An 11,763-nucleotide genomic window follows, 5' to 3' on the forward strand; every position below is an offset into this window, starting at 1 on the left:
TCAGTCCTCGACGGTTTCGGCGACGGAAGCGGTCTGGGCGGCGCGGAAGGCGCTCAGGCGCGCGGCCAAGGCGGGATCTGACAGGGCCAGGATCTGCGCCGCCAGAATGCCGGCGTTGGCGGCGCCCGCCTCGCCGATGGCCAGAGTGGCGACCGGGACGCCGCCGGGCATCTGGACGATGGAGAGCAGGCTATCTAGCCCCTTCAGGGCCTTGGACTGGACCGGCACGCCCAGCACGGGCAGGTCGGTCATCGAGGCGGCCATGCCGGGCAGGTGGGCCGCGCCGCCAGCGCCGGCGATGATGACCTTGTGCCCGGCCGCCTTGGCGTTCGTCGCGAAGTCATAGAGGCGCTGGGGGGTGCGGTGGGCGCTGACGACCTTGGCTTCCCAGGCGACGCCCAGCTGATCCAGGCGTTCGGCGGCCAGCTTCATGGTCGGCCAGTCGGACCGGCTGCCCATGATGATGGCGACGGGTGGCGTCGAGGCGGTCATGCGAAGGCTCCCCACACGGAAAGCGGCCCGTTACAGCACGCGCGTTGCGCCCGCAACCAAGGTCGTTAGAATCGTCTGCGTCGCGAGGCCCTGAGTCGGTCTTGATTCGCGATACCGGAGCCTGACTTGACCGACGTGGCCGAACCGACTGCAGAGACCGATCTGCACGCCGAGATCGAACGGCTGCGCGCCGAAGTCGCCGCCCTGACCGCTCGCGCCGAAACCGCGGAGGCTCTGGCGGATCATGACGTCCTGACGCGGGCGCTTAACCGGCGCGGCTTCATGACTGTGCTGAGCCGCAACATGGCCTACTGCCGCCGTCACGGCGTCGAGGCGGCGTTGCTCTATCTCGACATGGATGGCTTCAAGGGCGTCAACGACCGTTTGGGCCATGCGGCGGGCGACGCCGCCCTGACGGCTGTCGCGGAACTGCTGCTAGCCAATGTCCGTGAATCCGACGCGGTCGGCCGTCTGGGCGGCGACGAGTTTGCGCTCCTGCTGATGAATGCGGGGGCGGACGAGGGGCGTGAGAAGGCGAAGCGCCTGACGACGGCGCTGGAAACCGAAGGCTTCGTCTGGGGCGGGACGACCGTGGCGCTGGGCGGGTCGTTCGGCGTCCGGGCCTATGCAGGACAGACCAATCCCGAAGTCTGGCTGTCGGAAGCCGACGCGGCCATGTGGCTCGGGAAGAAGGCCCGTTGATCGGGTTGGATCCTACCTGATCCATCCGTGGGTCGGGCAGATGATGTCGTGAGCCAAGGCGCCCGCGTCGACAAGCAGGTTGATGCTTGTCGTCAGAACAAGCGCAGCGATGGACAGGACTATAGCCGTCACCAGAACCGGGACGCGGGTCGAAGCTGAACGGGCTTTCATCGTTCCTCCTCGTTTCGGACCGGATCGGCTCAGGCGATGATGTCGGGCAGGATGCGGTCCTCGACCTTAACGATCTCGTCGCGCAGGGCCAGTTTCTTGCGCTTCAGGCGCGCGATCAGCAGTTGATCCTTGGCCGGCATAAGGTTCAGCGCCTCGATCGAGGCGTCGAGGTCGGCATGCTCCTGCTGAAGGGTTTTCAGTTCGGCCCGCAGCCGATTGTCCTCGTCGGACAGGAAAGGTTGATCGTCGTTCATGGTTCGCCCCGGAAGCCCTTCCTTATAACCGACCCGCCATCAGGCGGGAAGGCGATCCGCCAGGACGGTCAGCGCCGGGCGAGGAACGACGCGGGACCAGAGGCGGGCGGTTTCGGCCAGGCCGTCGATAGCGCGGCGCGGGGCGCCGGAGGGTGGGGGAGCCAGGCCTTCCAGTTCCAGCATGAGGCGACGCTCGGCGTCCAGCTCCAGCGCCTTGACCTGCTGGCGCAGGGCCTCGCGGTGGTCGTGGTCAATGTCGGGGACAGGCGCCTTCAGCGTGCGGCGCACGGCGCGAAGCTGGCCGACGATGACCGTGTCATAGGCGCGAGCGGCGTCACAGGCGGCCTCGATGGTTTCCTCATCCGGACGGCGACCGGTGCGCGCGATCCAGGCAGCCCACAGCAGCAGGGGGACATTCTGTTCGTTGTGGTCCTGAAGGCCGAGGCATGCCTCGGCCACGCCAGGCGCGTCATAGGCCGCGACGGCCCAGGACCAGAGGTCGCTCACGCTTGGGCTATCCCGGCCTTCAGGCCTTCCCAGCGGCGCACCGCCGACCAGTCCAGGCCGAACAGGTCCAGCGCCCGGCCGACCGACTGATCGACCATGTCGTCTATGCTGGCGGGCCTGGCGTAGAAGGCGGGGAGGGGCGGGGCGATGACCGCGCCCATTTCGGCCAGCGACGTCATGGTCCGCAGGTGGCCCAGGTGCAGCGGCGTCTCACGCACCATCAGAACCAGGGGGCGGCGCTCCTTCAGCACCACATCGGCGGCGCGGGTCAGCAGGGTCGAGGTCACGCCGGTGGCGATTTCGCTCATGGTCCGCACCGAGCAGGGGGCGACGATCATGCCAAGCGTCCGGAATGAGCCGGAAGCGATGGCGGCGCCGACGTCGGCCAGCTTGTAGGTCACGTCCGCCTTTGACATCAGGTCGTCGGGGCTGAGATCCGTCTCCTGCGACAACGTGAGCAGGGCGGCCTTTGTGACCACCAGATGGCTCTCGACGCCCAGTTCGCGCAGGGCGTCCAGCACCCGTGCGCCATAGATGACGCCGGAAGCGCCAGAGATTCCAACGACCAATCGCGAGGGGGTCGGGTTCCGTATGGTCGAGTTCACATCATCGGCCATTTTGACTTCCACAGTGTCCGTGTTCGGAGCGGCCAGGGGTCACCGCAATGTGATTCCACAGGCCGCCGTTCCGAGCGTTCTGTGTAGTGGTCCCTTAGACATGGAGGCGCAAGCCATGACCATCGAGGCTCGTATTCGCGAACTGGGAAACCGGCACCGTTCGCTGGATGAGATGATCCAGCAGGAGGGGCGGAGACCAACCGCGGACCCGATGCAGATCAGGGAACTCAAGCAAAGAAAGCTCAGGCTGAAGGAAGAGATCACTAGCCTGGAGGCCCGGATCCACTAATTTCGGCCTCCAGAAACAGGAATGGCCCCGAAGATCGCTCTTCGGGGCCATTTTGGTATTCAAGACGAAATGATCAGTCGTTCTTGCCAAAGACCGACTCGGCCGTCGGCTCGGCGCCGGGGCGCACGCGCTCTTCTGGCACGAACTCGGGCTCTTCGGGTTCGGTCTGGATGGATTGCAGGGCGGCGCCGCCGTTCTTGGCGTCGTCCTTGGCCTTCTTGTCGGCCGCCTTCTTGACGATCTCATCGAGTTGCAACTGGCCGATCAGACCCAGGGTCACGGGATCGACAGGCTTGATGTTGGCGGAGTTCCAGTGGGTGCGGTTGCGCACGCTCTCGATGGTCGATTTGGTGGTGCCCAGCAACTTGGCGATCTGGGCGTCGGTCACCTCGGGGTGGTTGCGCACGAACCAGGAGATGGCGTCCGGCCGGTCTTGGCGACGCGAAACGGGGGTATACTTCGGCCCGGTCTTGGATGGCTTCAGCAACTCGGCGTGGCGGCTGACGACGGCCTTCATGCGATAGTCGGGATTGTCCTGAGCCTTTTCCAGCTCTTCGCGGGTCAGTTGGCCGCCGGTGACCGGGTCAACGCCGCGAATGTCACGAGCCACGTCGCCGTCGGCGATGCCGCGCACTTCAAGCGGGTGCAGGCCGCAGAAATCAGCGATCTGCTCGAACGAGAGCGAGGTGTTGTCCACCAGCCAGACCGCAGTGGCCTTGGGCATAAGGATGTCGGTCATGGGGCGTGCGTCCCGGCGTTTGCGGCCCGAAACTCGGGCGTTTGAATCGACGGCGCCCGACCTTTCGGCCGGGCGCTGAGAACGTCTGTATAGGCCCATTCGTAACAAAAGAAAACGGCGTCTGGCCTTGTCGTACAGCCAAGGTTCATCTGAAGTGTTGAACTGTGTGGCTTAGGGCGCGTTGTGCGCCGTGGGAGCAGCGGAGGAGACCGTCCCATGAGAAGGTTCTTGATTGCAGCCGCAGGCGTGGTCGCGGCGACGGGGGGGCTGTCGGCTGTCCACGTCACCTCTGCTGAAGCCCAGGCGCGGGGCGCCCCGCGCGGGAGCTATGCCCAGAGCTGCACGGGGTCCTACGTGAATCAGGGACGCCTCTACGCCGACTGCCGCGACACCCGGGGGCGGATGCGCGAGACGTCTATTGAACTGGCCCGTTGCTCCAGCAGCGATATCGGCAATGACAACGGGCTCCTGGTTTGCCAGGGACATCGCGGTGATTACGAGGGCGCCGGTCGTCCGGGCGGAGGCAACGGGAACAACCCTGGCGGGCCGGGCGGCGGCAACGGCGGACCGGGCTGGGGCGAGACGACCATTACCGTCTATCAGGATGCGAATTACCGGGGGCGGTCGATGACCTTCCGGGAAGCTATCCCGAACTTGCGCAATAGCGGGCTTAACGACGCCATCAGTTCCCTGCGCCTGGGTCGTGGCAGCTGGGAAGTCTGCGAGGACGCCAACTATCGCGGCCGTTGTCAGGTCATCAACGGCGATGTCCGTGATCTTGGCCGGTCGGGTATGAACGACCGGATTTCATCGCTTCGGCCCGCGCGTCGCGGCGGCAACTGGTAGGGCGGGTAACGGGAGGCTGCGGCCTCCCGTTTTTCTGACCTCTAGGGCGTGAGCACGATCTTGCCAACATGGGCGCCGGCCTCCAGTCGCTGATGGGCGGCGGCCGCGTCCGGAAGAGGGAAGGTCGCCTCCACCTTGGCCTGGACCATGCCGCTCGCAATCCAAGGCCAGACGATCTGCTCCACAGCGACGGCGAGCCGCGCCTTCTCGTCCGGAGCGCGGCTGCGCAGGGTCGAGCCCGTCAAGACGACGCGTTTCAGCATCACCCTCATCAGGTCGATCTGGGCCAGGGCGCCGGTCAGGGTGGCTATGACGACCCATCGTCCGCCGGGCTTCAAGGCATTCAGGTTCAGCTCGGCATAGGCCGCGCCCACCATGTCCAGCACGACGTCGGCGCCGCCTTCGGCCTTGATCGCGGCGGTCAGGTCGGTGCTCGTGGCGTCCAGGCTCACGTCTGCGCCCAGGGCGAGCGCCGCCTCGGCCTTGGCCGCGCCGCGTGAAGTGGCGATGACGCGCGCGCCCGCCGCCTTGGCCATCTGGATCGCCATGACGCCGATGCCGCTGGTGGCCCCATGGATCAGCAGAGTCTCGCCCGCCTTGAGGCCGCCGCCTTCGAAGATGTTGGCGAAGACGGTGAAGGCGGTCTCAGGCAGGGCGGCCGCCTGAACGAAGTCCAGACCGTCGGGAATGGGCAGGGCGTGGCGCGCATCGACCACGGCGTAGTCGGCGTAGCCGCCGCCGCCCAGCAGGGCGCAGACCCGGTCGCCGACGACCCAGCGTGCGGCGCCCTCGCCGACGGCGTCGACCTCGCCGGCTGCTTCCAGGCCCAGAATCTCCGAAGCGCCGGGCGGCGGGGGGTAAAGGCCTTCGCGCTGGACGATGTCGGGGCGATTGACGCCTGCGGCGCGGATGCGGATGCGGATTTCGCCGGGGCCGGGCGTCGGCTGGGGGCGTTCGGCCAGCCGCAGGGCCTCGGCTGGTCCCTTGCCGCCTTCGATCTCGATAACCCGCATGATGTCTCCGCCGCTTGCAATCATCGTCATAGGGGCGTTTTCATACGGGTTCGTGTGGTTCCTGGCCACGGAGGCGGTGATGACGTTCGAAGACCTGGAGCCCCGACCCCGGGGCGGCGAGGCGCTGAAGGCGCTGGGGCGCGAGGATCTGGACCTCTATGCGGTGGACGAACTGCACGAGCGGATCGTTGCTCTGGAGGCCGAGATCGTGAGATCCAGGGCCGCCATAGAAGGCAAGTCCTCGACGCGCAGCGCGGCCGACGCCCTGTTCAATTTCCGCTGACAAGCCTCTCCCGCGATCTCGTAATCCGTGGCATGACGATTGCAGTTCCGGTCCGTGCGGAGTCGTTCTGACCCGCGAGTTGACGGACGCGCGTGACGTTTCATGGGTAACACCGAGTTGACTGCCATCGACGCTGACATGGTCGGATTGCGTTCGCGCAGCGCTGAGGTGCTGGATTTCGCGCGCTCGGAGCTGTTTGACCGCACCTTCCGCGAAGGCATGGAACTGGTCGAAGAGACCGCCGCCTATCTGGACGGCGACGGGCGCCAGGATTCGCGCCTGCTGTCGCGTGCGGCCGCGCTTGCCTATGCAGGCGAGAGCATGAAGCTGACCACCCGGCTGATGCAGATCGCCTCCTGGCTTCTGGTTCAGCGCGCCGTGCGGGAGGATGACATGAGCGCCGCCACCGCCTGCGAACCACGCTATCGCCTGGCTGACCGGAAGATCGAGAAAGAACCCAGTCACCGGGAACTGCCCATCGCCCTGATCGAATACGCCGTCCGGGCCGAGAAACTGTACGACCGCGTCCTGCACCTGGATCAGCGGATGTACCTGGGCGGTGACGAAGAGCAACCGGTCAATCCGGTCCAGAGCCAGCTGGATCGCTTGCAGGCGGCCTTCGGGGGCTAAAGCCCCCACAACCCTGGAGCTTGCTTACGGCCCGACGTCGTTGGCGTCGCTGGGGCCGTCGGCGATGACACGTGGCAGGCTGACGGCGATGCCGAGGGCCTGGGCCAGCTTCTCATCCCGGCGATAGACGTCCTCGCGGAAGGCCACCCGGCCCTGACCATCGACGAAGGCGGTCCAGTAGAGCAGGCGAACGGCGATTTCACGCCCGGTGGTGACGCGAGTGGTTTCGCGGCTGTCCTGGGCCGTGTCGAACTCGGCCAGCTTGGCGGGGTCGGGCTGGAGCAGCAGTCGGGCGAATTCAACGGCGTTCTGAACCCGGACGCAGCCGTGACTGCGTTGACGCACCGACAGGTTGAAGGCGCCCTTGGACGGGGTGTCGTGCAGGAAGATGGCGTAGCTGTCGCGCAGCTCGAACTTTACATAGCCCAGCGAGGACTGCGGACCGGCGCGCTGCACCACCCAGCCGTCCTTGTTGATGTACATGTCGTGGGCGGCCAGGTAGCCGGGGCCCTTGGGCAGGATCTCGCGGCGGGCGATGCCCATGGGCACGGTCCAGGGCGGGTTGGCCACGACCGAGGCGAAGGGTTTTTCCAGGCTGGGCGTCTGGTTTTCGTTCGAGCCGACCACGACGCGGTTGGAGTGAACCGGCTTGCCGTCCTTCCAATAGACCATGATGGCGGCGGCGGTGTTGACCTCGATCCGCTCGGGATTGAGGTCGCGCTTGAGCCAGCGGCGGCGCTCCAGGTTCAGGGCGATCTGACGGGCGCGGTCTTCCGCCGAGGCGCCGAGCGAGCGCTGGGTGCCGGCGCCGATACGGCCGTCTGCGCCCAGGCCGTGGCGGGTCTGGAAGCTGCGGACCGCCTGCTCAAGTTCCGAGCCGTAGGTCAGGTTGCCCTTCAGACGTTCGCCGGCGGCCGCGCTGAGGTCGCCTTCGGCCACCAGGCGGGCGATCAGGGCGGGGATGCGGTTGTCGCTGGTCCCCGGCTCGATGGTGCCGCCCTGGCGGAAGGCGGGCCAGCCGCCGGCGCGGGTGATGCGGCGATAGCGGGCGTAGCCAGCCGACAGGTTGGTGTAGCCGATGTCGGTGGGGGCCAGACCGTCGAACCACTGGCTCAGCTGGTTGGCGGTGACTGCCTGGGTCAGCCCGCGCGGGATGTCGACGCTGTTCTTTTGCATCTCCCACAGGTCCTCGACCGTCTCGGGACGGACGCGGCCCTCGGCCAGAACACGGGCGTAGGTGACGGCGGCGGCGGTGGTGCGGATCTCGGCCGAGGCGGGATCGGCGGCCAGGCCGACGAAGTCGAAGAAGTCCCCGGCGGGCAGGGCGTGGCGCTCGGCCCCGGCGGCGACTTCCTGCAGCACGCGCAGGCGGTCGGCGGTCCAGATCGGCTTGCCGCCGGTCAGTTGATACACAGCGCGGACATCGGCCTGAACGGCTTCCGGCAGGCGAGCCGCCTGGGCGTCGAAGCCGGCGATGAAGACCTGGGGATCGATCGGCCGGTTCTGCGCCATGGCGGTGGAGGCCGCACCAAGGGTCAAGGTCGTCGTTGCGACGCCAAAGCCCAATTCCCGTCGGTTCATTCTCAAGCTCTTAGTCCGGTCCGGCGCCAGACCCGTCGCCTGCGCCCCGAAGGATCGAACGCCCCCATGTTATCGACGTTCCGGGCAAACAAAAAGCGCCGGCCCATCGGACCGGCGCTTCTGTGGCGACTATGTCGCAGCCTGTAGGGCCTACTTCTTGATGAAGCCGCCGAACTTGTTGTTGAAGCGCGACACGCGGCCGCCGCGGTCCAGCATCTGGGCGTTGCCGCCGGTCCAGGCGGGGTGCGTGGACGGGTCGATGTCGAGGGCCAGCGAAGCGCCTTCCTTGCCGTAGGTCGAACGGGTCTGGAAGGTGCTGCCGTCAGTCATCACAACCGTGATGAAGTGGTAGTCGGGGTGCGTGTCCGCTTTCATCGATCTGATCCGTCTCTGCGCTTCGACGATGCCGACCGTCAGTGCGCGTAAATAGAGAAACCCGCCGAGGCTGCGGCGGGAATGAGGGGCGGCGTTTACACCGGGGGGCGTTCCGGGGCAAGAGCGCGGTCATGACCCAAGTTTCTTCGCCTTCCGCCGCCCAAGAAGCCCGGGGCCGTCCCGGCGCCGGCGCCCTGCTGGCTGAACAGATGGACGAGGCGGGCGGCAAGCGCGCCAAGACCCGCAACATCAGGCCGCTGGGGCGGCTGCTGCCCTTCATGATGCGTCATCGGATGGATGCGGGCATCGCCGGCCTTTGGCTGCTGTTCTCGACCGCCGCGTCGCTGGGGCTGACTGCGACGGCGCGGGGGGCCATCGACAACGGCTTCGAGAACGGCGGGCGGGACATCAACACCTGGTTCCTGATTCTGGGCGCCAACGCCCTGATTCTGGGGCTGGCGACCGCCCTGCGCTATTTCTACGTCACCAAGACCGGCGAGCGGGTCATCGCCGACCTGCGCACGGCCCTGTTCCAGCGCATCCTGACGCTGGACCCGGTCTTCTTCGCCCATATGCGGACCGGCGAGGTGCTGTCGCGCCTGACGACCGACATCCAGTTGGTCGACACCCTGCTGACCACCTCGGTCAGCTATGCCCTGCGCAACTTCTTCACCCTGATCGGCGGCGTGATTCTGCTCTTCTTCGTCAGCCCCAAGCTGACCGGCTTCGTGCTGCTGATCGTGCCGATCCTGATCGTGCCGCTGTTCGTCTTTGGCCGTCAGGTGCGCAAGCTGACGGTCAAGTCGCAGGACACCTTCGCCAACGCTGTCGGTTTCGCCGGAGAGAGCGTGGACGCCATCGAGACGGTTCAGGCCTTTGGCCGTGAAAAGAGCGCCATCGGCCGCTTTGGCGCGGCGGTGGAGGAGGCGTTCGGCGTCTCACTGATCCGCATGCGGGCGCGGGCGGTGATGACGGCCATGATCATCACCGTCATGTTCGGGGGCGTGACCCTGGTGCTGTGGCTGGGGGCGCAGGACGTGATCGCCGGGACCATGACGCCGGGGGCGCTGTTGCAGTTTGTCCTGCTGTCGGTGTTCGCCGCAGGGGCTGTCGGCGCTCTGGGCGAAAGCTGGGGCGACGTGCAGAAGGCCGCCGGGGCCATGGAGCGGATTGACGAACTGATGCGGGCCGTGCCCGCCATCGCGCCGCCCGCCAAGCCCGTCGCCCTGCCGCAGCCGCCGCTGGGCGAGGTGTCGATGTCGGCGGTGGACTTCGCCTATCCCGGTCGTCCCGACCTGCCGGCGCTGAAGGGCTTCAGCCTGACCGTGCGGCCGGGCCAGACGGTGGCGCTTGTCGGGCCGTCGGGCGCGGGCAAGTCGACGGTCTTCCGCCTTTTGCTGCGTTTCTATGATCCGGAATCCGGCCTGGTGTCGGTGGACGGCGTGGACGTGCGTTCGGCCGATCCGGTCGAGGTGCGCAGCCGCTTCGCCTGGGTGTCGCAGGAGGCGCCCCTTTTCTCGGGTTCGGCCCTGGAGAACATCCGCTTCGGCCGTGAAGCTGCGACGCTGGAGGAGGCTCGCACCGTGGCCGACGAGGCGCAGGCTCTGGGCTTCATCGAGGCCCTGCCGCAGGGCTTCGACACGCCGCTGGGCGAACGCGGCAAGAGCCTGTCGGGCGGGCAGCGCCAGCGTCTGGCCATTGCGCGTGCCCTGGTCCGTGAGGCCCCGATCCTTTTGCTGGACGAAGCCACCAGCGCCCTGGACGCCGAGAACGAGCGCCTGGTGCAGGCGGCGCTGGATCAGGCCATGGAGAACCGCACGACCCTGGTCATCGCCCACCGTCTGGCGACGGTTCTTCGCGCCGACCGCATCGCCGTCATGGACGGCGGCAAGGTGGTCGAGGAAGGCACTCATGCGGAGCTGACGGCGCGCGGCGGGCTGTATGCGCGACTGGCGGCCTTGCAGTTTCAGGGAACCTGATTTTCCGTCATCCCGGCCGAAGCGAAGCGGAGAGCCGGGACCGCCCAAGGCTCGACGGTTGGCGCTTCCTGCGGTCCCGGATAGCGGCTGCACCGCTTCCGGGATGACGTTGACGGTGGCTAGCGCGCCGCGACCGCCGCGCCCGGAAAGTCGCTGAACACGGCGTCGAGGCCGAGGGCGTAGAAGGCCTTCAGATAACCGTCCAGATCGCCATGGTCTGCGGGCGCGTCGCCGTGGCGGCGTTCCAGCGGCAGGAAGGCGTTCTCGGCGCGGAAGGTCCAGGCCACGACCTTGAGCCCCGCTGTATGGGCGTCCGCGACCAGAGAGGTGGCGGGCAGGCTGCGGGCCATGTCGTCGCGGGGGAGGATCAGTCCGGTCTCGACCCCGATGGCGTCGGCATAGGCGGCGATGTCGCGCAGGCCCTCGGGCGCGCGCATGGAGGCGTAGGTCAGGCCGGGGCGATCGGCGGGGCCGCCGGAAAGGCTCATCAACTGCAAAAGGGGGGCGTCGATGCGGTCGTTCAGGCTTTGTAGGGGGCCAACCTCGAAGCACTGAATCAGAATGGGGGCGTCGGCGCCGGTCAGACCGTGGCGTTCCAGGGCGCCGACGAAGGCCTCTTCCATCGGCAGGCCGATCCCGGCGAAATAGGACGGATGCTTCAGTTCCGGCGCGACGCCGATGACCCGTCCGGTGCGGGCGGTCGCCTCGCGGGCGAGGGCGATGACCTCGTCGAAGGTCAGGATAGGCTCCTGGCCGTCCCAGGCGGTGTTGGCGGGGCGGAGCAGGGGCAGGCGTTCGCGGGCGCGCAGGGTTTTCAGTTCGGCCACCGTGAAGTCTTCGGTGAACCAGCCGGAGGTTTCGACGCCGTCGATGGTCTTGGTGGCGTGGCGGGCGACGAACTCGGGATGGTCGGCCACGTTTGTCGTGCCGCCGATCTCGTTCTCGTGGCGGACGACGAATTGGCCGTCGCGGGTCATGACCAGATCGGGCTCGATGAAGTCCGCGCCCTGTTCGATGGACAGCAGATAGGCCGACGCCGTGTGCTCGGGGCGTTCGCCAGAGGCGCCGCGATGGGCGATGACCTGGGGAGGCGCAGACATGGCCGGGGTTCCGCTGAGGAGGAGGACGGCGGTCAGGATGAGACGGATCATGCCTTGAGGGTAGGGGCATGACGTGACGCGCGTGTGATTTCAGCGATCCTCCCCTGCGTAGCGGGGGAGGGGGACCATGCGCAGCATGGTGGAGGGGGCGAGATCGAGGTCGTCCCGGATATATGAGAGAGCAG

16 protein-coding genes are annotated in these 11,763 nt (G+C 67.2%); 6 read left to right on the forward strand and 10 right to left on the reverse strand.

Translation table 11 applies throughout. The annotated features are described in order from the left end of the window. Positions 1-492: a 5-(carboxyamino)imidazole ribonucleotide mutase gene (gene purE, locus ACOZBP_RS15095; RefSeq protein WP_422677138.1), complete on the reverse strand. Its 492-nt coding sequence runs from the start codon at positions 490-492 to the stop codon at positions 1-3. A 135-nt stretch (positions 493-627) separates the two neighbouring features. Between purE and ACOZBP_RS15100 the strand changes: the two genes are divergently transcribed. Then, positions 628-1,194 carry a GGDEF domain-containing protein gene (locus tag ACOZBP_RS15100; protein ID WP_422677156.1) on the forward strand — a complete coding sequence of 189 codons (567 nt, stop codon included), beginning with the start codon at positions 628-630 and terminating at the stop codon, positions 1,192-1,194. A gap of 12 nt (positions 1,195-1,206) precedes the next feature. Here the strand turns inward: ACOZBP_RS15100 and ACOZBP_RS15105 are convergent, their stop codons facing one another. The 4 genes from ACOZBP_RS15105 to ACOZBP_RS15120 are packed head-to-tail and all read right to left on the reverse strand — an operon-like array spanning position 1,207 to position 2,743. Next, the gene (locus ACOZBP_RS15105) at positions 1,207-1,365 is read right to left on the reverse strand and encodes a hypothetical protein (protein ID WP_422677139.1); all 159 of its coding nucleotides are present in this window, start codon (positions 1,363-1,365) and stop codon (positions 1,207-1,209) included. 29 nt (positions 1,366-1,394) lie between these two features. After that, positions 1,395-1,619, reverse strand: coding sequence for a YdcH family protein (locus ACOZBP_RS15110; protein ID WP_422677140.1), 225 nt, complete (start codon positions 1,617-1,619; stop codon positions 1,395-1,397). A gap of 39 nt (positions 1,620-1,658) precedes the next feature. Then, positions 1,659-2,126, reverse strand: coding sequence for a TIGR02444 family protein (locus ACOZBP_RS15115; protein ID WP_422677141.1), 468 nt, complete (start codon positions 2,124-2,126; stop codon positions 1,659-1,661). Then, positions 2,123-2,743, reverse strand: a complete 621-nt coding sequence (locus ACOZBP_RS15120) for a UbiX family flavin prenyltransferase (RefSeq protein ID WP_422677142.1) — start codon at positions 2,741-2,743, stop codon at positions 2,123-2,125. The genes ACOZBP_RS15115 and ACOZBP_RS15120 overlap by 4 nt, the downstream gene beginning before the upstream one ends. A gap of 115 nt (positions 2,744-2,858) precedes the next feature. On the opposite strand from ACOZBP_RS15120, the gene ACOZBP_RS15125 reads away from it, so the two are divergent. Then, positions 2,859-3,032 carry a YdcH family protein gene (locus tag ACOZBP_RS15125; protein ID WP_422677143.1) on the forward strand — a complete coding sequence of 58 codons (174 nt, stop codon included), beginning with the start codon at positions 2,859-2,861 and terminating at the stop codon, positions 3,030-3,032. 73 nt (positions 3,033-3,105) lie between these two features. Here ACOZBP_RS15125 and ACOZBP_RS15130 read toward each other — a convergent pair whose 3' ends face one another. Further along, positions 3,106-3,771, reverse strand: coding sequence for a DUF1013 domain-containing protein (locus ACOZBP_RS15130; protein ID WP_422677144.1), 666 nt, complete (start codon positions 3,769-3,771; stop codon positions 3,106-3,108). Between the two features lie 216 nt (positions 3,772-3,987). Here ACOZBP_RS15130 and ACOZBP_RS15135 point away from each other — a divergent pair, with 216 nt between their 5' ends. Continuing rightward, a complete protein-coding gene (locus tag ACOZBP_RS15135; RefSeq protein ID WP_422677145.1) occupies positions 3,988-4,617 on the forward strand; it encodes a beta/gamma crystallin-related protein in 630 nt (209 codons plus the stop codon). Positions 4,618-4,658: 41 nt separating this feature from the next. Here ACOZBP_RS15135 and ACOZBP_RS15140 read toward each other — a convergent pair whose 3' ends face one another. Beyond that, entirely contained in the window at positions 4,659-5,630 is a 972-nt protein-coding gene (locus ACOZBP_RS15140) for an NAD(P)H-quinone oxidoreductase (protein WP_422677157.1), read from the reverse strand. A 79-nt stretch (positions 5,631-5,709) separates the two neighbouring features. On the opposite strand from ACOZBP_RS15140, the gene ACOZBP_RS15145 reads away from it, so the two are divergent. Together ACOZBP_RS15145 and ACOZBP_RS15150 are read left to right on the forward strand one after the other, a co-directional pair. Next, a complete protein-coding gene (locus ACOZBP_RS15145; RefSeq protein WP_422677146.1) occupies positions 5,710-5,913 on the forward strand; it encodes a DUF1192 domain-containing protein in 204 nt (67 codons plus the stop codon). 102 nt (positions 5,914-6,015) lie between these two features. Next, a complete protein-coding gene (locus ACOZBP_RS15150; RefSeq protein WP_422677147.1) occupies positions 6,016-6,543 on the forward strand; it encodes a DUF1465 family protein in 528 nt (175 codons plus the stop codon). A gap of 24 nt (positions 6,544-6,567) precedes the next feature. Here ACOZBP_RS15150 and ACOZBP_RS15155 read toward each other — a convergent pair whose 3' ends face one another. Together ACOZBP_RS15155 and rpmE are read right to left on the reverse strand one after the other, a co-directional pair. Beyond that, complete coding sequence (locus tag ACOZBP_RS15155; protein WP_422677148.1) at positions 6,568-8,124, reverse strand: L,D-transpeptidase family protein; 1,557 nt, start codon at positions 8,122-8,124, stop codon at positions 6,568-6,570. A gap of 150 nt (positions 8,125-8,274) precedes the next feature. Next, positions 8,275-8,499: a 50S ribosomal protein L31 gene (rpmE, locus tag ACOZBP_RS15160; protein ID WP_114818770.1), complete on the reverse strand. Its 225-nt coding sequence runs from the start codon at positions 8,497-8,499 to the stop codon at positions 8,275-8,277. A gap of 131 nt (positions 8,500-8,630) precedes the next feature. Here rpmE and ACOZBP_RS15165 point away from each other — a divergent pair, with 131 nt between their 5' ends. After that, positions 8,631-10,478 carry an ABC transporter transmembrane domain-containing protein gene (locus tag ACOZBP_RS15165; RefSeq protein ID WP_422677149.1) on the forward strand — a complete coding sequence of 616 codons (1,848 nt, stop codon included), beginning with the start codon at positions 8,631-8,633 and terminating at the stop codon, positions 10,476-10,478. A gap of 119 nt (positions 10,479-10,597) precedes the next feature. Here the strand turns inward: ACOZBP_RS15165 and ACOZBP_RS15170 are convergent, their stop codons facing one another. After that, a complete protein-coding gene (locus ACOZBP_RS15170) occupies positions 10,598-11,629 on the reverse strand; it encodes a glycerophosphodiester phosphodiesterase (RefSeq protein WP_422677150.1) in 1,032 nt (343 codons plus the stop codon). Positions 11,630-11,763 lie beyond the last annotated feature (134 nt).

The sequence above is a fragment of the Brevundimonas sp. NPDC058933 genome (genome assembly GCF_049315965.1).
Lineage (GTDB): Bacteria > Pseudomonadota > Alphaproteobacteria > Caulobacterales > Caulobacteraceae > Brevundimonas.

What these genes read in the sequence shown, in the direction of transcription:
- purE (WP_422677138.1), bottom strand. Translation starts at nt 492, where the DNA reads ATGACCGCCTCGACGCCACCCGTCGCCATCATCATGGGCAGCCGGTCC.
- ACOZBP_RS15105 (WP_422677139.1), bottom strand. Translation starts at nt 1,365, where the DNA reads ATGAAAGCCCGTTCAGCTTCGACCCGCGTCCCGGTTCTGGTGACGGCT.
- ACOZBP_RS15110 (WP_422677140.1), bottom strand. Translation starts at nt 1,619, where the DNA reads ATGAACGACGATCAACCTTTCCTGTCCGACGAGGACAATCGGCTGCGG.
- ACOZBP_RS15120 (WP_422677142.1), bottom strand. Translation starts at nt 2,743, where the DNA reads ATGGCCGATGATGTGAACTCGACCATACGGAACCCGACCCCCTCGCGA.
- ACOZBP_RS15125 (WP_422677143.1), top strand. Translation starts at nt 2,859, where the DNA reads ATGACCATCGAGGCTCGTATTCGCGAACTGGGAAACCGGCACCGTTCG.
- ACOZBP_RS15130 (WP_422677144.1), bottom strand. Translation starts at nt 3,771, where the DNA reads ATGACCGACATCCTTATGCCCAAGGCCACTGCGGTCTGGCTGGTGGAC.
- ACOZBP_RS15135 (WP_422677145.1), top strand. Translation starts at nt 3,988, where the DNA reads ATGAGAAGGTTCTTGATTGCAGCCGCAGGCGTGGTCGCGGCGACGGGG.
- ACOZBP_RS15140 (WP_422677157.1), bottom strand. Translation starts at nt 5,630, where the DNA reads ATGCGGGTTATCGAGATCGAAGGCGGCAAGGGACCAGCCGAGGCCCTG.
- ACOZBP_RS15145 (WP_422677146.1), top strand. Translation starts at nt 5,710, where the DNA reads ATGACGTTCGAAGACCTGGAGCCCCGACCCCGGGGCGGCGAGGCGCTG.
- ACOZBP_RS15150 (WP_422677147.1), top strand. Translation starts at nt 6,016, where the DNA reads ATGGGTAACACCGAGTTGACTGCCATCGACGCTGACATGGTCGGATTG.
- ACOZBP_RS15155 (WP_422677148.1), bottom strand. Translation starts at nt 8,124, where the DNA reads ATGAACCGACGGGAATTGGGCTTTGGCGTCGCAACGACGACCTTGACC.
- rpmE (WP_114818770.1), bottom strand. Translation starts at nt 8,499, where the DNA reads ATGAAAGCGGACACGCACCCCGACTACCACTTCATCACGGTTGTGATG.
- ACOZBP_RS15165 (WP_422677149.1), top strand. Translation starts at nt 8,631, where the DNA reads ATGACCCAAGTTTCTTCGCCTTCCGCCGCCCAAGAAGCCCGGGGCCGT.
- ACOZBP_RS15170 (WP_422677150.1), bottom strand. Translation starts at nt 11,629, where the DNA reads ATGATCCGTCTCATCCTGACCGCCGTCCTCCTCCTCAGCGGAACCCCG.